Here is a 20220-nt window from a genome sequence, read left to right on the forward strand (position 1 = left end):
TCCGGAACGCCTCGGCCCAGGCGGGTGGCGACGGCGTCCTCGACGGACTGACCGGGCGAAGCTCGGCAGGCACCAGGAATGCGGGCGGTACCCGGAACGTTCCCCAGGTACCGCCCGCTCGTTCCGAGCCGCGGAACCCTTCAGCCCCAGGAGGAGGAGCCCCGATGCTCTTCGGCCGCACGCCTCAGCCGCCCACCCCCGAGCAGGCTCTGCGTGGCCGCGCCGAGCTGCCGTTCAGCGTGCCCGACCGCCACACCGTGCTGGGCACACCGCTCCTCGGCCCCTATCCCGAGCACCTGGAGACCGCGGACTTCGGCCTCGGCTGTTTCTGGGGTGCCGAGCGGAAGTTCTGGCAGCTCCCGGCGGGTGTGTGGACGACCCTGGTCGGTTACCAGGGCGGCTACACGGAGAACCCCACGTACGAAGAGGTCTGCTCCGGACTCACGGGTCACACCGAGGTCGTCCGCGTCGTCTTCGATCCGGCGCTCGTCTCCTACGAGCGTCTGCTCCAGGTCTTCTGGGAGTCCCACAACCCCACGCAGGGCTACCGCCAGGGCAACGACGTGGGCACCCAGTACCGTTCCGCCGTCTACACCCACACTCCCGCCCAGGCCGAGGCCGCCGAAGCCTCCCGGGAGGCCTACCAGAAGGTCCTGACCGACGCCGGCCACGGCACGATCACCACCGAGATCCTCCCGGCGGAGGGCCGCGTCTTCTACCCCGCCGAGGGATACCACCAGCAGTACCTGGACAAGAACCCGGCCGGTTACTGCGGCATCGGCGGCACGGGAGTCTCCTGCCCGATCGGCGTGGCCAAGGCGGACGGCTGACAGAGGGGGAGCATGTCGAGGTGACGCAGTGGACCGAGCACGCGGCTTCGCACGATCCGCCGGTGCGGGGCCTGAGGCACGACGACGGTGGGGGCCCCAGGCCCCACACCTGGGCTCTCCCCCCTGTCAACTTGGCCACGAGCAGCGTCGACGTGACCCTGTGGACGCGCCTTCCGGCCCGGCCCGGCGCCGGTTCAGATCCCTCCGTGACCGCCCCCGCCCGGCTCGAACCCCGCCAGTAGCTGTTCCAGGGCCGTTTGGTCCGGGCCCATGAACGGCGGGGCGTCGGGGGCGGTGGTGAGGGTGTCGAGGAGGGCTCCGGTGATGCCGGCGGCCGGGGGGAGGTGGGTGGAGAGGACGAGGTCCGGCTTGCGGTCCTTGAGGAGCTGGAAGGTCGCCAGGTACTTGTCCATGTCGACCGTCCTGACCCAGGGACTGTCGACCGTGGCCCACAGGAGCTGGGCGATCCGCAGGTCCTCGGCGGCAACGTCGCGGACGTCGTCGGCCTGGGCGAGGTCGGCCGTGGCCAGGGGCGCCCCGAAGCAGTCGGAGCTGAAGCAGACGCCGGAGTGGTCGTCGAAGAAGCCGACGGTGGCGGGGTTGTCGAACAGGGGCGGGCGGAAACCGGTGAGCGCGCGGTCACCGATGTCCATCGTCTCGCCGGGGTTCAGGAAATAGCAGCGGTCGAGGGGGAGCGGGCGTTCGCAGGAGAGGATGCCCGCGCCGATGAAGGTCGTCACGACGCGAGCCTCGGGTGCCGCCGCCATCAGGTCGAAGAGCCCGCCCGTGTGATCGCGGTCGGGGTGGGTGAGCCAGATCCAGCGCACGTCCGCCGGGTCGAGCACCGTGCTGAGGGTCTCGACGAAGTTCCGGTCGGGCAGGCTCAGCCCGGTGTCGATCACAACCGGCTGGGCGGCCAGCAGGACGAAGGCGTTCACCGGGAGGTGCCCGATCCCGGGCACCTCAAGGCTGTCGGACAGAACGCTGATGTCCGGGCGCACCGTATGGACCGTGCCCGGCCGGATCTTTTCAAGGGGCATGTCGCTCACACCTCTGCGGCCCCCCGGGATGGTGATCGCGCACGGCCGCCTATGTCTCCCCCTCTTCTCCGCTCTTCTCCCCTCTTCATCGTCCGGCTTCCCCGCCCACCCCGCATCCGGGCGCCCCCCACGGGCTGAGCCCGCGAACCTCGCCGACGGTCCACACGCCTTGCTCCTGAGCCCCGCGCCCCTGAAGGCAGGGGCGCAGCCCCGCCTTCAGGGGGCGGGGAACTGCGCGACCAGCCCCCACTCACCCGCACCCGGAAGAACCCCGAAAGAACTCCCGAACACCCCGAGCGGTCGGTCAGATCGTCGCCGTGTCGATCACGAACCGGTACCGGACATCGCTCGCCAGCACCCGCTCGTACGCCTCGTTGATCTGATCCGCGCGAATCACCTCGATCTCCGCACCGAGCCCGTGCGCGGCACAGAAGTCCAGCATCTCCTGGGTTTCCCGGATACCACCGATCCCGGACCCCGCCAGGGTCTTACGACCGGCGATCACCGAGAAGAGGTTGAGAGCGACGGGCTCCTCGGGCGCGCCGACGTTCACGAACGCACCGTCGGTCTTCAGCAGGGAGAGGTAGGCGTCGAGGTTCAACGGCGCCGAGACCGTCGAGAGGATGAGATCGAACGTGCCGGCGAGCTCCTTGAACGTCGCCTCGTCGCTGGTGGCATAGTAGTGGTCGGCTCCCAGCTTCAGCCCGTCGTCCTTCTTGCGGAGGGACTGCGAGAGGACGGTCACCTCGGCACCGAGGGCGTGTGCGAGCTTGACGCCCATGTGGCCGAGGCCGCCGAGACCGACGACGGCGACCTTCTTGCCGGGGCCGGCGTTCCAGTGCCTGAGCGGGGAGTACGTGGTGATGCCGGCGCACAGCAGCGGCGCGGCCTCGTCCAGGGCGATGCCGTCGGGGATACGCAGGGTGAATGCCTCGGCGACGACGACCTTCTGCGAGTAGCCGCCGTAGGTGGGCTCGCCGTCCTTGCCTATGCCGTTGTACGTCTGGATGTTGCCCTTGAGGCAGTACTGCTCCAGGCCCGCCTCGCAGTTCTCGCACTCGCGGCAGGAGTCGACCATGCAGCCGACGCCGACCCTGTCGCCCACGGCGAACTTGGTGACGCCGGAGCCGACGGCCTCGACGACACCGGCGATCTCGTGACCCGGGACCATCGGGAAGATGGCCTCGCCCCAGCCCTCACGGGCTTGGTGGATGTCCGAGTGGCAGATGCCGGCGTACTTGATGTCGATCAGAACGTCGTGCTCCCCCACCTCGCGGCGCTCGATGGTGGTGCGCTCCAGCGGAGCCTTGGCGGCGGGGGCCGCGTAGGCGGCAACAGTGGTGGTCATACCGTGCTTCTCCTGGTGGTCGTCCCGCATCCGGCCTGCCTTCCGGCCGGCTGCGGGTATCAGCCTGCCCGGTGTCGCACGGTTCACCCAGGTCCCGGCTTTGCGTACGTCCCCTGGTCCTACCACTGGCGGGGTCAGCCTCCTGGGCGTACTACCGGCAATACTGGTCATATGGACGACCAGCCCCGAGCCGCACAGGAGCCCCGAGCCGCACAGGAGCTTCGAGCCAGAGAGACCGCCAGGCCCACCGGAACCACCGGAACCACCGGACCCGATGAGACCGCCGGTGCCGCCGCGGCCCTGGACCGGCGTGCCGAGCTCAGTGAGTTCCTGCGCACCCGGCGGGCCCGGCTGAAGCCGGAGGACGTGGGGCTGCCGACGTACGGAAGGCATCGGCGGGTGCCCGGTCTGCGCCGGGAGGAGCTGGCACAGCTCGCGGGTGTGTCCGTGGCCTACTACACACGGCTGGAACAGGGCAACGGGCGCAATGTGTCGGCGGAGGTGCTCGACTCCATCGCGCGCGCCCTCCAGCTGAACGACGCCGAGCACGCGCATCTGACACACCTGGCGAAGCCGAAGGCCCACAAGAAGAAGCGGTCGGCCCGTCCACAGCAGGTGCGCGGCGCGCTGGGGCAGTTGGTGGACTCGCTGGACGGCATCCCGGCGTACGTCGTGGGCCGGCGCTCGGACATCCTCCTCTGGAACCGGATGGCGGCAGCCGTGTTCGGGGACTGGTCGGAGCTGCCGGCATCGGAACGGAACTGGGCGCGGATGGTGTTCCTGCGGCCCGAGTACAGGGATCTGTACGTCGACTGGGAGCAGAAGGCTGCCGACATCGTCAGCTATCTGCGGATGGACGCGGGCTGCCATCCGGACGATCCACTGCTGTCGGCGCTGGTGGGCGAGTTGTCGGTGAAGAGCGAGGAGTTCCGGCGGCTGTGGGCGACGCACGACGTGAAGGAGAAGAGCCACGGGGTGAAGCGTGTGTTCCACCCCCTGGTCGGTGACCTCACCCTCTCCTTCGAGACGTTCCACCTCCCCGACGACCACGAGCAGAGTTTGATCACCTACCACGCCGAGCCGGGCTCCCCCTCGGCGGACGCCCTCCGTCTGCTGGCCAGTTGGGGCACGGACGCGACCCGGGCGCCGAGGGCGACGCCGTAACGGCACGGCCCACCGGAAGGGCACACCACCCCCAGTGGGCCGTCGCCGTCACGGCCGCCCGGCCGAGCGCGCCGTCGGCTCACCTGCCGGCATAGGCGTCGTAGATCGTCACCTTCGACGTGTTCCCCTTGGTGTCGGCCACCTTCGCACGGAACGACACGCTCTTCCCCGCCGCCGGTGTCCGGTGGCCGAACCTGCCGTTGTTCACCGCGACCTCGGTCCACTTCCTGCCGTCGCCCGACACGCACACGGACAGCGACTTGAGGTTCCTGCCCGCCGCCGCGCCCTGCACCGTGACAGGGACGTCGACCAGCGGTGGCGGCCCCGGAAACACCGATGCCGCCCGTGGGGGGCGGCATCGGTGTTTCCGCTGGACGGGCGGGCGGATCAGGCCTCGGAGCCGGCCTTCCACTCGGCCCAGCTCATGTTCCAGCCGTTGAGGCCGTTGTCCGGGGCGACCGTCTTGTCACCGGTGTTCCGGATGTCCACGACGTCACCGACGATCGAGTTGTTGTAGAACCAGTAGCCCGCCGTGCCGGTGTCGTTGGCACCCTTGGTGTCGTTCAGACCGACACAGCCGTGGCTGGTGTTGACGTTGCCGAAGACGGAGTCGGCGCCCCAGTAGTTGCCGTGGATGAACGTCCCGGACGTGGTGAGACGGATGGCGTGCGGCACGTCCTTGATGTCGTACTCGCCCTTGCCGTCGTCGTCGGTGAAGCCCACGGTCGCGCCGTTCATGCGCGTCTCCTTGAACTTCTCCGACATCACCATGACGCCCGCGTACGTCTTGTTCTCGGGCGAGCCCGCGGAGATCGGGATGGTCTTGACGACCTTGCCGTCCTGCATGACCTTCATCTGCTTGGTCTTGGCGTCGACGATCGAGACCTGGTTGCGGCCGATCTTGAAGGACACCGTCTTCTGCTGCACACCGTAGACGCCCTCGGCGCCCGCGACCCCGTCGAGCGCGAGCTTCAGGGTGACGGTGGAGCCCTCCTGCCAGTAGTCCTCGGGGCGGAAGTCGATGCGGTTGGCGTTGAACCAGTGCCCGACGACCTCCTGGCCCGAGCTGCTGGAGACGGTGATCCCCTTCTGGACGTCGGCCTTGTTGGTGATGGCCTTGTCGAAGTTGATCGAGACCGGCATGCCCACGCCGACGGTGGAACCGTCCTCGGGTGTGAAGTTGCCGATGAAACTGTTGGCGGGCGAGACCGTGGTGAACGCCGAGTTCTCGTGGGCCTCGCGCCCCTCGGAGTCCTTGGCGCTGGCGGCGATCTTGTAGTTGGTGGACCGCTCGAGCTGGGTGCTCGGCGCCCAGGTCTTCTTGTCGGCGGATATCTCGCCCTCGACGGCGGTGCCGTCGGCGGCGGTCATCTTCACCTCGGTGAGCGTGCCCTTGCTCACGGAGACCTTCGCCGAGTTGTTGATGGAGGCGTTGTCGGAGCCGTCCTTCGGCGTGATCTTGATGTCCGCCTCGGAGGTCTTCTTGGCCGCGGCCTCGTCGACCTTGGCCTGCGAGGAGTCCCCGCCGTCGCCTCCGGACGCGTCGCCGCCGTCGCCTCCGCTGCACGCAGAGAGCACCAGCACCCCGCCGAGCAGTGCGGACGCGACCGACAGGCCCCTGCGCCGCTTACTGTTCGTCATCACACGCTTCTCCATCGTTGCCGAATCCCCAAGAGCCCGAAGATCCCCGTAAGCACTTAAACACCACTACGGCGCTGAGCCGTTCCGCTCGTCGCGGATATGTGGGATACGCCACTCCACCCGCAACGGATCGACGGCGACCCGGCGGCGGTGCACTGGTGACTGGTGCGCCCCATGAGACGAGAGAACCCCGGGCGTCGGTTGCCGCCCGGGGTCATGAATCTCCCGCGCCGCTCAGCCGAGCCCTTCTTCCTCTTCGTCCTCGCGGCTATCATCCTCGCCGAGACCCCATTCCGGCGAATCGGGGTCGTAGTCGATACCTTCGCTGCTCCAGGAGGCCTGGGCGAGTTCGACTCCCGGCACCTCTCCGACCAGGTCGAACGGGTCGATCAGATAGGCGAGAGCCTCCGCCGTGTCCTCCGTCACCGCGCTCTCGGCGTGTACCCGCTCATCGGCGGGCATATCGGCGTCGGCCGCGATTCGCCCCAGGGCGGCCCCGGTCACGGCCTCCACATCCTCGACCTCCACCACCAATTCGACGCGAAGCCGGACAAACTGTGATGTCTCCGTTGTACTCATGCTCCGGAGGGTACGGCTCAGAGGTCACGCGACTTTCCCACGACCCGCGCCTTTCATTAGCATCGCTCCCTACGGCCAATTCGCCAGCTCCACAAGGGGATCGATATTCCGTGTCCGTCGCACGTCGCGCGTCGTCCACCGCCCGCCGATCGCTGCTGACCGCCACCGCCGCGGGCACCCTCCTGGGTGCCCTCTGGTTCGTGCCGTCGGCCAACGCGACGCAGGAGGAACCGGCGATACGGCACCAGACGCCCACGACGACGACCGACACGAACTCCGCCCCCACCCGCGAACTCGCCGACACCGGCAGCCCCAACACGACTCCGTACATCATCGGCGGCACAGCCATGCTGGGCGTCGGTGCGGGTTTCGTCGCCTACTCGATCCGCCGCGAACGCGAGGCCTACGGCCCGTTGGGCGGCGCGTAGTTGGTCCGCCGGCGCGTGGGGGCGACTCACGCAGTTTCCCTGCGTCCCTGAAGATCAGTCCCCGCGCCCCTGCCTTCCAGGGGCGCGGGGAACTGCGCGACCAGCCCCCACCAACCCGCACCCGCCCGCCAACCGAACCTCCGAGCCATGAAGCGCCGAGGGGGTCGAAGGGGCTCAGCCCCTGGGGATGGGACGGGTAGGGGCGACGGGGGCGAGAACCCTCAGGCGAGCACCCCGGTCACGGACTCGGCCGCAGCCACCAACCGCCCGTCCCGAACAAACTCCTCGGCCCTCTCCAGATCAGGCGCGAGAAACCGATCCCCCCCGGGCCCTTCCACTCCGGCCCCCCTCAAGGCCCCCACCACCGCCCGAGTGGCCGCCGCAGCCGTCAATCCCTCACGCAGCTCCACGGCCCGAGTCCCGGCGTACAGCTCCACCGCCAGCACCCGCCCGAGGTTGTCCACAGCGGTACGCAACTTCCGCGCCGCCGCCCACCCCATCGACACATGGTCCTCCTGCATCGCGGACGACGGAATCGAGTCGGCCGAAGCCGGCACGGCCAGCCGCTTCAGCTCGCTCACCAGAGCCGCCTGCGTGTACTGCGCGATCATCAGCCCGGAGTCCACCCCCGCGTCGTCCGCGAGGAACGGCGGCAACCCGTGTGACCGGTTCTTGTCCAGCAACCGGTCGGTACGCCGCTCCGCGATCGACGCGAGGTCCGCCACGGCGATCGCCAGGAAGTCGAGGACGTACGCGACCGGCGCCCCGTGGAAGTTCCCGTTGGACTCGACCCGTCCGTCCGCCAGGACGACGGGGTTGTCGACCGCCGCCGCCAGCTCCCGCTCGGCGACGAGCCACGCGTGCGCGAGGGTGTCCCGTCCCGCCCCGGCCACCTGCGGAGCGCACCGCACGGAGTACGCGTCCTGCACCCGAGGCGCGTCGTCCTGGTGGTGCCCGGTGAGCCCCGACCCCTTCAGCACGGCGAGCATGTTGGCCGCGGAGGCCGCCTGCCCCGGATGCGGGCGGATGGCGTGCAGCTCGGGCGCGAGGACCTTGTCGGTGCCGAGCAGCGCCTCCAGGGAGATCGCGGCGGTGATGTCGGCCGACGTGTACAGCCGCCGTAGGTCGGCCAGCGCCATGACGAGCATCCCGAGCATGCCGTCGGTGCCGTTGAGGAGGGCCAGCCCCTCCTTCTCCCGCAGCTCGACGGGGGCGATGCCGTGCTCGGCGAGCAGCTCACCGGCCGGTCGCACGATCCCGTCCGGGCCCTCGGCGTCCCCCTCCCCCATCAGCGTGAGCGCGCAGTGGGACAGCGGCGCGAGGTCGCCGGAGCAGCCGAGGGAGCCGTACTCGTGCACGACGGGGGTGATCCCGGCGTTGAGGACGTCGGCCATGGTCTGCGCGACCTCGGGCCGTACGCCGGTGCGGCCCGAGCAGACGGTCTTCAGCCGCAGGAACAGGAGCGCGCGTACGACCTCGCGCTCGACGCGCGGCCCCATGCCCGCCGCGTGGGAGCGCACGATGTTGCGCTGGAGCCGGGCGCGCAGCTCCGGGCTGATGTGCCGGGTGGCGAGGGCGCCGAAACCGGTGGAGACCCCGTAGACGGGGTCGGGCTTGGCCGCCAGCGCGTCCACGATCTCGCGGGCCGCGGCGAGGGCCGCCACCGCCTCGTCGGAGAGCTCGACCCGGGCGCCGGCCCGCGCCACGGCGATGACGTCGGCCGCGCTGACGCCGGAGGTCCCGAGCACCACCGTGCCCACAGAGTGCATATCCATATTCAGGATCGTAGGGACTGAATCGCCGAATGTCACGACCGAACGAGGGAGGGGCTCCTTACCGAGGCGAGAGAGGCCCTCGCCGGGGCCATGCGCGCCCTGCGGGGCCCTTTCGACCTCTCCCAGGGCTATCCGCGTAGATCAGAGAATGCTCAGAAACCGGTCAGAAAACGCTCCGAGATTGATCAGAATGCCGATCGCGGGAGCCTGGACGACAGCCGCCCGCCCTAAGGTCGATTTACGCGATGACGCGCGGTCGGTCCCCTGACCACCACGCACTCCGCCGGCCCAGGCCGGACGGATCTCGGACCACCGACCGGACCACCGACCGGATCACGGACCGGATCACGGACGGGATCACAGACCGGATCACCGACCGGAGGTCATCCGTGCCCCAGCCCGGAAGCCATCCGGACCACCGACCGGCCCACGGCTCACTCCCCCCTTGGCCGTGGGCAGCCCAGGGCCGCGCGCCGACTCGACCCGTCGCGCGGCCCGCCCTAGGACCGGCGCCCTCGAATGCGGCGCCGGTCCCCCGGGTGCGCGGGGTCGACCGGGGCGGGCGGCCGGTCGGCGAGACTGACCACCGGATCCTCGCCCCCGTCGCCCTCGCGCCCCGCGACGACCGGCTCGACGGAACCGGCGGCCTTGGCCCGGTACTGCGCGGCGTCGGCGAGCCGGAAGAGCCGCCGGGCCGAGCGCAACGGCCCGATGGGATCCCCGGTCGAGGCGACTCCGCAGGCGACCCCGTCACCCGGCTCCAGCTCCCGCGCCCGTACGCAGAGGTCGCCGGCGACCCGTACGACCTCGTCCGCCGACGGCCCGACCGCGAGCAGACAGAACTCGTCGCCGCCGAGGCGCGCGGCCAGCACACGGGGCAGTTCGGCGGCACAGCGTGAGAGCACCGATCCGAACCGCTCCAGCAACTGGTCGCCGACCGCGTGCCCGAATGAGTCGTTGACCTTCTTCAGACCGTTGAGGTCGCAGACGACGAGGCTGATGACCGTGCCGTCGCGCCGATGGGCCTCCATGGCCTCATCGAGCCGGAGGTCGACCGCGCGCCGGTTGCCGAGGCCGGTGAGGGAGTCGGTGAAGGCGAGCCGACGGGCCTCCTCCAGCCGCTCCGACTGCGCGATCCCGGCCGCCACCACCGAGGCGAGCACCGTGGCGAACGCGGCGTTGTCGCCGTGGAAGACGGGCTCTCCGGCGGGCCGGGCCACATACAGCTCGCCCCACGCCCGGCCGTGCAGCACGATGGGCGCCACCACACAGCAGCCCCGGCCGCGCCGACGCAGCGCGGCGACCCGCTGATGGCAGTAGCCACCGGGCCGCCGACCGCCGACCGGTCCGGCCGCCGTCTCCACCCAGGCGTTGGGCTCACCGCCCTCCAGCCACCGCTCGTGCAGGAACTCCGTGATCTCCGGGAACTGGTGCACGGGGTACGTCTCGTCCTCGGGGAACTCCTCCTCGTCCGCCGCCAGGGTCCCCACATTGACGAGCACCCGCAGCAGGCCGCGCTCCCGCTCCCACACGGACAGCGCGGCGAAGCTCCCGGACAGGGCTCGGCGGGCGCCGTCCGCCGCCGCCCGCCACGACTCGCGCGGCGTCTGCGCCCCGGCCATGCCACGCGCCAACGCCACCACGGCCCTCAGCCGTCTGTCCTCACCCATCACCCCAGGCTAGGGAGCTTTGATGCGATATGGGACGTTGGCGGGCCGAACAGGGGTACGGTCCGCCCGGCCGTCCCCGCCTCGGCCGACCCCGCCTCGGCTTCCCCGCGGGCGGGCCCGGCTGCGATGATCGGAGAGAGGTTGTTAACCGACGTTAACCGGGAGGGTGTCATGAGCCAGGACGCGGGCGCGGGCTCGGGGACGGAGCGATCGGCCGGGGCGGGGGGAGGAGATGAGCGGCGCTACGGCGAATACGTCGGCGTACGGCGGCACGGGTATGTCGCCGAGCTGGTCCTCGACCGGCCCAAGGCCATGAACGCCGTGTCGACCGCCATGGCCCGTTCCCTCGCGTCGGCGTGCGACGCGCTGGCCGGGGACCGGGACGTACGCGCGGTCGTGGTGACGTCGACGCATGAGCGGGCGTTCTGCGTGGGTGCCGATCTGAAGGAGCGGAACTCGTTCAGTGACGCCGAACTGGTGCGGCAGCGACCCGTCGCGCGGGCGGCGTACACCGGCGTACTGGAGCTGCCGATGCCCACCGTCGCCGCCGTGCACGGCTTCGCGCTGGGCGGCGGCTTCGAACTCGCCCTGTCCTGCGACCTGATCCTGGCCGACCGTACGGCGGTGGTGGGGCTGCCCGAGGTCTCCGTGGGTGTGATCCCGGGCGGTGGAGGTACCCAACTGCTGCCGCGTCGGGTGGGGGCAGCGCGGGCCGCCGAACTGATCTTCACGGCGCGGCGGCTGGAGGCCGCGGAGGCGCGGGAGTGGGGGCTCGTGGACGAGTTGGTGGACGAGGGACGGGACCGGGAGGCGGCGCTGGCGCTGGCCACCCGGATCGCCGCGAACTCACCCGTCGGGCTGCGCGCCGCCAAGCGCGCACTCCGACTCGGGCACGGCCTCGACCTGCGCGCCGGCCTGGAGGTCGAGGACGCGGCCTGGCGTTCGGTGGCGTTCTCGGGCGACCGGGCGGAGGGTGTGGCCGCGTTCAACGAGAAGCGGAAGCCTGACTGGCCGGGCGAGTGACCGCGGGCCCCGCCCGACCTGACACCCCGGGCGGTCGCGCGCGGCGGGGAACGCGTGCGGTTCGCGGCCGCGTGCGGTTCGCGGCCGCGTGCGGTTCGCGGCCGCGTGCGGTTCGCGGCCCCGCGTACCTGGACGCGTGCGGTTCGTGGCCGCGTACCGCGCCGCCGTGGCTTGTCGCGCAGTTCCCCGCGCCCCTGAACGGCGGCTCCGCCGACCTTTCACCGCGCGAGCGACGCCTCCGTTCTGCGCCGCGCACCCCGGCTCTGGGCCGACGAGGCGCGCGGCGCCCGGCCGAAGCGGAGCGCGTGGACGCCCGGCGAGGCGGAGGCGGAGGGACACCCGGCTGATACGGAGCGCAGGGACACCCCGCCGACGTGGAGGCGGAAGGACACCCCGCCGACGTGGTGAAAGAGGGACACCCGCCGCCGAGGCATAGGCGCAGGGACACCCCGCCGAGGTGAAGGCGGAAGGGATGGTGACCGGTGGACAGGGGCACCTGGAACCCGGCCGGCAGAGGGTCCATGAGCCCCATGGGGTCCTTGGGCCCATGGGGCCCTTGGGGTCCTTGGGCCCATGGCGCCCATGGGGTCCATGGGGTCCATGGGGTCCATGGGCCCATGGGAAACGGGTTGGTAGCGGCGGCCGGGAGCGCTGGGGCGGGTGAGGCGTTCCCGGCCGCCTCGACGGCAACCTTGGCGGCCGTTTCCCCGTTCGAGTGACATCCGGGCCTTCTCCAGCCACACCGCCCATCCCGGCACATAGCCTGCGCTCCGCCACAGGCGCACCGGGGGACACGGGCGCGCAGGGGAGGGACGGGACCATGACGACACACACGGCGACCAAGCCGATGCCGAGCACGACGACCCCACCGACACCACCACGGTGGGTCCCACAGCAGCCGTCGGCGACGACACCGGGGCCCGCGACGCCCTCGCCCTCCGGGGCGGCAGGGTCACCGGCGTCGTCGGGACCGGGGGTGTCGGCGCCCCGAGGGCCTTCGGGAACGCCACCGAGTTCGTCGCAGTCGTCGTCGGGGGCGTCAGGGGGCGCGACGCCCTGGAGGCCGTCCGCGACGCCGACCTCGCCCGGCGCCCCTGCGACAGCGGCAGAGGCCCCGGCCGCGGGCGAGGCCCTCGCTGTCCGTCCGGCTCCTCGCCTACAGGGCCGGCACCGGCGGCCCCGGCCCCGGAAGCTGCTCCTCGCGGTGGGCGGGATGGCGCTGGCGGCGGGTGCCCTGAGCCTCGTACGCATGGCGTCGGACCCGACGGGCGGTGGTGGTGGCCTGGCGGGACCGGCACCGACGGCGGCGGACGGGGCCACCGACGAGGCGGCCAACGCCGGGGCGACGGTGGGAAGCGAGCCCTTGGCAGGCCCGGGCACCCCGACCGCCGACGCCCCGATGGGCGGCGGCGACCCCGCGTCGACGGGGCGACCGGCACCGGGAGCCACCGCCCCCGCACCGGCCCCCTCCACCTTCCACCCGGCTGCGTCGGTCGGCGTCGACCTCCCCTCCGGCCCGGGCACCGGCGACATTCCCGGAAGCCGGGCCACCCCCGACACGACCCCAGCCGCCCGCGCCACGGAATCCCCCCGCCCCACCCCGGCGGACCCCACCCAGCCACCGGCGGCAGCACCCCATCAGCCGACCACCCCGGAATCCCCCGACTCCCCGACCACCCCCGACGACACGGCGTCCCCCGCGTACCCCGCGAAGCCGGGCCTCTGCGTCCCCCTGGTCGGACTGTGCGCCAACGACACCCTGGGCCGGTGAACCAGGCCGGGAGGTCACCTCGGCCACACGTACCGCGCGGCCCCCGACGGACCGAGAACCTGACGCCCCCTGACGCCCCCTGACGTCCAAGCACGCGATGCGCACGCGCACCCCCACGACCCGCCCGACCCGCCCGACCCGCGCGACCCGCCCCCTCACCTCACGCCTTGCCCGGCCTCCGCGTGAGCAACCACGGCTGGACCACGCCCAGACCGCGCACGGGCCGCTGCCACATGGGCTGGAGGGCGAAACGGTAGGTCGGGGGTTCCTCGCCCTCCTTCTCCGCGGCGGCCGCGGCTTCGGCGGCCTCGGCCTCGGAGGCGGGGGCCTCACCGGTGCGGGTCAGTTCCTCGGCGAAGGCACCGTCGACGAGGACCGCGTCCTTCGGCGCTATGGAGGTCAGCCGGCTCGCGAGGTTCACGGTCGAACCGAAGACATCGCCCATCCGGGTCGTCACCGTGCCGAAGGCCATGCCGACGCGCAGTTCGGGCATGGTCTCGTCATTGGCCATGGTCTCGATGAGCCGCAGGGCGATCTCGGCCGCGACGCCCGCGTCGTCCGTGGCGTACAGGACCTCGTCGCCCAGGGTCTTGATGAGCCGCCCGCCGTTCGCGGCGACCAGGTCCGCCGCCGTGGTCTCGAAGGCCTCGACCAGCTCGCCGAGCTCCTCCTCCTCCATCCGACGGGTCAGCCGTGTGAAGCCGACGAGGTCGGCGAAGCAGACCGCCAGCCGCCGGTCGACCATCTCCTCGTCGTCCGCTGCCTGCACGACCCGCCCGGTCGCGGCGGCGAGCTGACGCCGCCAGACGTAGACGAGGAACTCCTCCAGTTCCGGCAGCAGCAGCTCGACCAGGGGGTACGTCACCTCGGTCCGGGTCATGCCCGGCTCCGGCGGCTCGGTCAGGCCCTCCAGGAAGGAGTCGATCTGCCACTCGGCGAGCCGCGCCGTGGTCTGCCCGGTGGAACGGGCCACCTGTACTGCCATGGCCTCGCTCAGCAGCCCCGCCTCGACGAGACCGGCGAGCCGCCGCAGCGCGAGTACGTCCGCCTCGGTCAGCGCCTTGGCCTGACCGATGTCGGCGAAGCCCATGGCCCGCCAGAAGCGGGACGCCAGCTCCATGGACACGCCCGCACTGCGCGCCGCCTGGAAGGGGGTGTAGCGGCGCTCGGCCCCGAGGATGAGCCCTTCGAGGCGCAGAGCCAGCGGATTCTCCTCGCCGGCGTCCGCGCCGTGGGAGTCCCCGCGCGCGACCGACGCCGAGAGCGGGGGAGGCTCCACGGCGCCCTGCGCGTCCGTGCCGGACCCCGTGTCCTCGACGCTCACGCCTGCTGCCCTTCCGATCTCCCGCGGTCACGTACTCGACCGGCCTCAACTCTACGGCAGGTGTGCGCCAGCTCACTCCGTCAGGTGGGCCGAAGGGTGCGTCCCCCGTTCGGGTGACCGCACCGGGCCCACCGCGTACGTCCGTGGCGGCGCCCCCGCCGGACAGCTTCCGTACGGATCACGGGTGCCCAGGCACCACGGCCCCCACACGCACCTCCCGTCACACAGCCCGCAGATGAACGATGTCCCCCGCCCCCACCGGCTCCTGCAGCCCGTCCGCCGTGGCGAGAACCAGCCGCCCGTCCCCGTCCACCGCCACGGCCTCGCCGACGATCGACCGGTCCCCCGGCAGCTCGGCACGCACTGTGCGCCCCAGGGTCGCGCACCCCGCCGCGTAGGTCTCCTGCAACCCGCTGACCGCCGGGTCGCCACCTGCCCGCCGCCACCTGCCGTACCAGTCCTCCAGCGCCCGCAGCACGGCGCGCAGCAGCGGATCGCGGTCGGTGGTCACGGCGCCCGCAAGGGCCAGCGACCCGGCGGTGGGCACCGGCAGCTCGTTCTCGCGCAGGCTGACGTTGACGCCGATCCCGATGACGACCCCGTCGGTGCCCGCGCGCTCGGCGAGAATGCCGCCGGCCTTGCGTTCGTCACCTCCGACGGTCACCAGCAGATCGTTGGGCCATTTGAGTGCCGTATCGACGCCGGCGGCCCGGGACAGCCCGGTGGCGACGGCGACACCGGCGAGCAACGGCAGCCAGCCCCAGTGGTGGACGGGCACGTCGGTGGGCTTGAGGAGGACGGAGAAGAAGAGCCCGGAGCGGGGCGGCGCCGTCCACCGCCGGTCGAGACGCCCCCGGCCGGCCGTCTGTTCCTCGGCGACGAGGACCGCGCCCTCCTCGGCATCCCCCTTGACCGCATGTCCGACCAGGTCCTGGTTGGTGGAGCCGGTGCGCCGCACGACCTCCACATCGCAGTACAGGCCCCCGTGCCCGCCGTCCCGCACCAGGGCCCGCCGCAACGCGGCGCCGTTGAGCGGCGGCCGATCGAGGTCGGACCAGCGGTTGTCGTCTGAGGCATCTCGCGGCGTCATGCAACCCACCCTAGGTGTGGTAAACGCCGCACTGCCGAACGGTAGGCGCAGCACTACGCTACGGATGAGTAACCAATCCCACTTCTGAGCACGCACTTTCAACGCATCCTGAGTTGAACGCATCCTGATCCCACGCATCGTCCCCATTGAGCAGGCAGGGAGCCGCATCCCGATGTCCGAGCCGGAAGAGCCAGCAAGCATCGACATCCACACGACCGCGGGGAAGCTCGCGGATCTGCAGCGCCGTATCCACGAGGCGACGCACGCCGGCTCCGAGCGCGCGGTGGAGAAACAGCACGCCAAGGGCAAGCTGACGGCCCGTGAGCGGATCGACCTGCTCCTCGACGAGGACTCCTTCGTGGAGTTCGACGAGTTCGCCCGCCACCGCTCCACCGACTTCGGCATGGAGGACAACCGCCCGTACGGCGACGGGGTCGTGACCGGCTACGGAACGGTCGACGGCCGCCCGGTGGCCGTCTTCTCCCAGGATTTCACCGTCCTCGGCGGCTCGCTCGGCGAGGTCTTCGGCCAGAAGATCATGAAGGCGATGGACTTCGCCCTCAAGACCGGCTGCCCGGTCATCGGCATCAACGACTCCGGCGGCGCCCGTATCCAGGAGGGCGTCATGGCCCTCGGTATGTACGGCGAGATCTTCCGCCGCAACACCCACGCCTCCGGCGTCATCCCCCAGATCAGCCTCGTCGTCGGCCCCTGCGCCGGCGGCGCCGTGTACTCCCCCGCGATCACCGACTTCACGGTCATGGTCGACCAGACCTCACACATGTTCATCACCGGCCCGGACGTCATCAAGACGGTCACCGGCGAGGACGTCGGCTTCGAGGAGCTGGGCGGCGCCCGCACGCACAACGCCACCTCGGGCGTGGCCCACCACATGGCGGGCGACGAGAAGGACGCCATCGAGTACGTCAAGCAGCTCCTGTCCTACCTCCCGTCGAACAACCTCAGCGAGCCCCCGGCCTTCCCCGAACAGGCCGAGCTCACCGTCACCGACGAGGACCGCGAGCTGGACACCCTTGTCCCGGACAGCGCGAACCAGCCGTACGACATGCACACGGTGATCGAACACGTCCTGGACGACGGCGAGTTCTTCGAGACCCAGCCCCTCTTCGCCCCGAACATCCTCACCGGCTTCGGCCGCGTCGAGGGCCACCCCGTCGGCGTCGTCGCCAACCAGCCCATGCAGTTCGCGGGCTGCCTGGACATCGACGCCTCCGAGAAGGCGGCCCGCTTCGTCCGCACCTGCGACGCCTTCAACGTCCCGGTCCTGACCTTCGTCGACGTCCCCGGCTTCCTCCCGGGCGTCGGCCAGGAACACGAGGGCATCATCCGCCGGGGCGCCAAACTCATCTACGCCTACGCGGAAGCCACCGTCCCGCTCATCACCGTCATCACCCGCAAGGCCTTCGGCGGCGCCTACGACGTCATGGGCTCCAAGCACCTCGGCGCCGACCTCAACCTCGCCTGGCCCACCGCCCAGATCGCCGTCATGGGCGCCCAGGGCGCGGTCAACATCCTCCACCGCCGCACCATCGCCGCGGCCCCCGACAACGAACGCGAGGACGTGCGCGCCCGCCTCATCCAGGAGTACGAGGACACTCTCCTCAACCCCTACACGGCGGCCGAACGCGGCTACGTGGACGCGGTGATCATGCCCTCCGAGACCCGCCGCCACCTCGTCCGCGGCCTGCGTCAACTGCGCACCAAGCGGGAATCCCTCCCCCCGAAGAAGCACGGCAACATCCCCCTCTAGACCTGACGGGAGCCATCGTGATCAAGGTCGTACGGGGTAATCCGACCCCGGAGGAGCTCGCCGCCGCCCTGGCGGTGGTCCAAGCCCGCGCCGCGGCGGCGACAGCCGAGCCGCCCGGCGCCGCCCCCCGGGACTCCTGGTCCGACCCCGCCCGCATCGCCGCACACCGCCTGCCGACGCCGGGCCCGACGACATGGAGCCGTACATACTGGCCCGGCTGAGCGGAACGCCACACCCCAATTGAGTACGCGTACTCAGGCGTCCGCACCACCGGCCACGCAGCATCGGACCCATGCTGTGGTCCGACCCCGAGAACGAGCCGCCGAAGGAACTGCGCGACACGCAGGACATGCTTCGGCGGCTCGGCATCCTCATCGCCCTGGCCATGCTCCTGGCGATGTTCGTACTTGGCGTCCTCTGACCCCGCGGCAAGCCCCCCGAAGCCCGGTAGCCACGCACGAACACGAGGGGGCATGTTGCGAACGCGGAAACCCCACTGCGGGGCAGCCCGACACGAACACAAGGGGATGCCCGGAGCACGGAAGGCCCCAAGGCGGGACAGCCGCGTGCGGACGGTAAGGGGGCGTGTCGGGGGGGTGTCCGCCCGCAGCGGTTGGCGCGTCAACACCTTGCACATCTCAGGGAACCGATTCCGCGCCGTTCCGAGGACGGACACCCCCGGCACGCCCCCGACCCACACCCCCCGCAGGCGAACGCGCACCCCCACCCTCCCCAGCAGGCCGCCACAGACCGCCACAGGCACCGACGACCGCCGCAGACACCGACGGCCGCCACCCCGCCGATACCCTGACCGCATGACCGAACCGCAGCCGCGCCGTCGCCTAGTACTCGCCTCCCAGTCCCCCGCCCGGCTCAACCTGCTGCGCCAGGCCGGCCTCACCCCCGAGGTGATCATCAGCGGAGTCGACGAGGACGCCGTCACCGCCCGGACCCCCGCCGAACTCGCCCTCGCCCTCGCCGAGGCCAAAGCCTCCGTCGTAGCGGCGAAGCCCGAGGTGAAGGGCGCCCTCGTCATCGGCTGCGACTCGGTCCTCGACCTCGACGGCGAAGCCCTCGGCAAGCCCGGCGACGCCGAGGAGGCCACCGCCCGCTGGAAGTCCATGCGCGGCCGAGCCGGCACTCTCCAGACCGGCCACTGCGTCTACGACACCACCACCGGCCGCTACGCCTCCGCCACCGCCTCCACGGTGGTCCACTTCGGCGACCCCACCGACGAGGAAATCGCCGCGTACGTGGCCTCCGGCGAACCCCTCCACGTGGCGGGCGCGTTCACCCTCGACGGGCGCTCGGCCCCGTTCATCGACGGCATCGACGGCGACCACGGCAACGTCATCGGCCTGAGCCTCCCCCTGCTCCGCCGCCTGCTGGCCCAACTGGGCGTAGGCATCACCGAACTGTGGACCCCTCGCGCCGACTGACCTGCGTCAGGACGCCCCCGACACAGAAGGAGCAACCGGAGCAGCCCGCTCCGGTTCGCCCGGCTCACCCCCACCCCGCCGGTCGTACGTCATCAACGTGAGCAGCACCAACCCCAGCACCACCATCATGAACGCGAACGCGCCCCACCCGACGAGCCCCACGGTGAGCGCCCCGAGCAGCCCATGGACGACGGCCACGCTGACGAGCAGGATGTGCCCGGGTCCGGCTGCGGGCCGATTGCGCAGCGCGACGAGCAGGGCGACGACGCCGCAGAGGACGAAGTAGAGGCCGAAGAGCACCCCCCCGGCCTTCGTCGACACGGACATCGCGTGAGGATCGAGCCCGGCGAGCGACATCTTCTGCCGATCGACGACGGTGCCGAGGAACCACTGCAGCCCGGCGATCCCGAGCCCCTCCGCGAACAGCACGATCGCCGTGACCACCGCCACCGGTCTGCGGATCACCGGCCCCACCCACTTCCGTTACCCCAGGTACGCGTTCGGGACAGCGTGAACGCTACTAACGGGTAAATCCCGGGACAAGGGTTCTCGCCAGAGCAAAGAATCATTGGGCCATTAGTAGGGACTCCACAAAGAAACCCAACCGGCCGCAGCGCGGCCACACAGAGACCTTGACCACACCAGGCGGCTAGGGTCTTCGTGTGGATTCCTGCGCCATGCTGTGCGACAAGGGATTTCACCGGTCGAGCGAGCCTCGTTCACGCTCCGTGTGGGCAAGCTCACCGTTGTGGACGGGTCGAAACGCCGTGTCGGCAGTCCCTAAACTCGGCTTGTTTCAAGGAGAGGGAGCCATCGTGCGCAAGGTGTTGATCGCCAACCGAGGCGAAATCGCTGTCCGCGTCGCCCGGGCGTGCCGGGACGCCGGGATCGCGAGCGTGGCCGTGTACGCCGATCCGGACCGGGACGCGCTGCATGTGCGTGCGGCGGACGAGGCGTTCGCGCTGGGTGGTGACACGCCGGCGACGAGTTACCTGGACATGGCCAAGGTGCTGCAGGCGGCGAAGGACTCCGGGGCGGATGCGGTCCACCCGGGCTACGGCTTCCTCTCGGAGAACGCGGAGTTCGCCCAGGCGGTTTTGGACGCGGGCCTGATCTGGATCGGCCCGCCCCCGCAGGCGATCCGTGATCTGGGGGACAAGGTGGCGGCCCGTCATATCGCCCAGCGCGCGGGCGCGCCGCTCGTGGCGGGCACTCCGGACCCGGTCTCGGGTGCCGAGGAGGTCGTGGCGTTCGCGCGGGAGCACGGTCTGCCGATCGCGATCAAGGCGGCGTTCGGCGGTGGCGGGCGTGGCCTGAAGGTGGCCCG

19 protein-coding genes and 1 pseudogene are annotated in these 20220 nt (G+C 71.2%); 10 read left to right on the forward strand and 10 right to left on the reverse strand.

The annotated features are described in order from the left end of the window. The first annotated feature begins 164 nt into the window (after positions 1-164). Positions 165-830 carry a peptide-methionine (S)-S-oxide reductase MsrA gene (gene msrA / locus ACFY9I_RS33160; protein WP_391008304.1) on the forward strand — a complete coding sequence of 222 codons (666 nt, stop codon included), beginning with the start codon at positions 165-167 and terminating at the stop codon, positions 828-830. 194 nt (positions 831-1024) lie between these two features. On the opposite strand, the gene ACFY9I_RS33165 is transcribed toward msrA, so the two are convergent. Then, complete coding sequence (locus tag ACFY9I_RS33165; protein WP_391008306.1) at positions 1025-1870, reverse strand: MBL fold metallo-hydrolase; 846 nt, start codon at positions 1868-1870, stop codon at positions 1025-1027. A 304-nt stretch (positions 1871-2174) separates the two neighbouring features. Continuing rightward, on the reverse strand, positions 2175-3218 hold the full coding sequence (locus ACFY9I_RS33170; RefSeq protein ID WP_391008308.1) for an alcohol dehydrogenase catalytic domain-containing protein: 1044 nt from the start codon (positions 3216-3218) through the stop codon (positions 2175-2177). Between the two features lie 171 nt (positions 3219-3389). Between ACFY9I_RS33170 and ACFY9I_RS33175 the strand changes: the two genes are divergently transcribed. Continuing rightward, complete coding sequence (locus ACFY9I_RS33175) at positions 3390-4382, forward strand: helix-turn-helix domain-containing protein (RefSeq protein WP_391008310.1); 993 nt, start codon at positions 3390-3392, stop codon at positions 4380-4382. A gap of 79 nt (positions 4383-4461) precedes the next feature. On the opposite strand, the pseudogene ACFY9I_RS33180 reads toward ACFY9I_RS33175, so the two are convergent. From ACFY9I_RS33180 to ACFY9I_RS33190, 3 genes and pseudogenes are all read right to left on the reverse strand, one after another. Next, a pseudogene (locus ACFY9I_RS33180) lies at positions 4462-4692 on the reverse strand (hypothetical protein); the annotation flags it as partial. Positions 4693-4769: 77 nt separating this feature from the next. Further along, positions 4770-6023 (reverse strand): Ig-like domain-containing protein, encoded by a 1254-nt coding sequence (locus ACFY9I_RS33185; RefSeq protein WP_391008312.1) that lies wholly within the window; start codon positions 6021-6023, stop codon positions 4770-4772. A gap of 234 nt (positions 6024-6257) precedes the next feature. After that, the gene (locus ACFY9I_RS33190) at positions 6258-6602 is read right to left on the reverse strand and encodes a hypothetical protein (protein WP_391008314.1); all 345 of its coding nucleotides are present in this window, start codon (positions 6600-6602) and stop codon (positions 6258-6260) included. A gap of 110 nt (positions 6603-6712) precedes the next feature. Between ACFY9I_RS33190 and ACFY9I_RS33195 the strand changes: the two genes are divergently transcribed. Then, entirely contained in the window at positions 6713-7030 is a 318-nt protein-coding gene (locus ACFY9I_RS33195) for a hypothetical protein (RefSeq protein ID WP_391008316.1), read from the forward strand. 221 nt (positions 7031-7251) lie between these two features. Here ACFY9I_RS33195 and hutH read toward each other — a convergent pair whose 3' ends face one another. Further along, positions 7252-8790, reverse strand: coding sequence for a histidine ammonia-lyase (gene hutH / locus ACFY9I_RS33200; RefSeq protein ID WP_391008351.1), 1539 nt, complete (start codon positions 8788-8790; stop codon positions 7252-7254). Positions 8791-9305: 515 nt separating this feature from the next. Next, positions 9306-10475 carry a diguanylate cyclase domain-containing protein gene (locus tag ACFY9I_RS33205; protein WP_391008318.1) on the reverse strand — a complete coding sequence of 390 codons (1170 nt, stop codon included), beginning with the start codon at positions 10473-10475 and terminating at the stop codon, positions 9306-9308. 171 nt (positions 10476-10646) lie between these two features. Between ACFY9I_RS33205 and ACFY9I_RS33210 the strand changes: the two genes are divergently transcribed. Continuing rightward, entirely contained in the window at positions 10647-11498 is an 852-nt protein-coding gene (locus ACFY9I_RS33210) for an enoyl-CoA hydratase-related protein (protein ID WP_391008320.1), read from the forward strand. Between the two features lie 1249 nt (positions 11499-12747). After that, positions 12748-13269 (forward strand): hypothetical protein, encoded by a 522-nt coding sequence (locus ACFY9I_RS33215; protein ID WP_391008322.1) that lies wholly within the window; start codon positions 12748-12750, stop codon positions 13267-13269. A gap of 160 nt (positions 13270-13429) precedes the next feature. Here the strand turns inward: ACFY9I_RS33215 and ACFY9I_RS33220 are convergent, their stop codons facing one another. Together ACFY9I_RS33220 and ACFY9I_RS33225 are read right to left on the reverse strand one after the other, a co-directional pair. Continuing rightward, positions 13430-14593: an adenylate/guanylate cyclase domain-containing protein gene (locus tag ACFY9I_RS33220; protein ID WP_391008324.1), complete on the reverse strand. Its 1164-nt coding sequence runs from the start codon at positions 14591-14593 to the stop codon at positions 13430-13432. 220 nt (positions 14594-14813) lie between these two features. Beyond that, positions 14814-15683, reverse strand: a complete 870-nt coding sequence (locus tag ACFY9I_RS33225; RefSeq protein WP_391008326.1) for a biotin--[acetyl-CoA-carboxylase] ligase — start codon at positions 15681-15683, stop codon at positions 14814-14816. 172 nt (positions 15684-15855) lie between these two features. Between ACFY9I_RS33225 and ACFY9I_RS33230 the strand changes: the two genes are divergently transcribed. The 4 genes from ACFY9I_RS33230 to ACFY9I_RS33245 all read left to right on the forward strand — a co-directional run bounded on the left by ACFY9I_RS33230 (position 15856) and on the right by ACFY9I_RS33245 (position 18893). After that, positions 15856-17454, forward strand: coding sequence for a carboxyl transferase domain-containing protein (locus ACFY9I_RS33230; protein WP_391008328.1), 1599 nt, complete (start codon positions 15856-15858; stop codon positions 17452-17454). Between the two features lie 14 nt (positions 17455-17468). Next, positions 17469-17675: an acyl-CoA carboxylase epsilon subunit gene (locus ACFY9I_RS33235; protein WP_391008353.1), complete on the forward strand. Its 207-nt coding sequence runs from the start codon at positions 17469-17471 to the stop codon at positions 17673-17675. Positions 17676-17746: 71 nt separating this feature from the next. Continuing rightward, the gene (mmpB, locus tag ACFY9I_RS33240) at positions 17747-17875 is read left to right on the forward strand and encodes a morphogenic membrane protein MmpB (RefSeq protein ID WP_391008330.1); all 129 of its coding nucleotides are present in this window, start codon (positions 17747-17749) and stop codon (positions 17873-17875) included. Positions 17876-18269: 394 nt separating this feature from the next. Beyond that, positions 18270-18893, forward strand: coding sequence for a Maf family nucleotide pyrophosphatase (locus tag ACFY9I_RS33245; RefSeq protein WP_391008332.1), 624 nt, complete (start codon positions 18270-18272; stop codon positions 18891-18893). A gap of 6 nt (positions 18894-18899) precedes the next feature. Here the strand turns inward: ACFY9I_RS33245 and ACFY9I_RS33250 are convergent, their stop codons facing one another. Continuing rightward, positions 18900-19367, reverse strand: a complete 468-nt coding sequence (locus ACFY9I_RS33250; protein WP_391008334.1) for a hypothetical protein — start codon at positions 19365-19367, stop codon at positions 18900-18902. A gap of 341 nt (positions 19368-19708) precedes the next feature. Here ACFY9I_RS33250 and ACFY9I_RS33255 point away from each other — a divergent pair. Continuing rightward, positions 19709-20220, forward strand: a 512-nt coding sequence (locus ACFY9I_RS33255; RefSeq protein WP_391008335.1) for a biotin carboxylase N-terminal domain-containing protein, incomplete at its 3' end; no start/stop codon positions are given.

Origin of the sequence: Streptomyces sp. NPDC012510, assembly GCF_042955065.1 — a bacterium.
GTDB lineage: Bacteria > Actinomycetota > Actinomycetes > Streptomycetales > Streptomycetaceae > Streptomyces.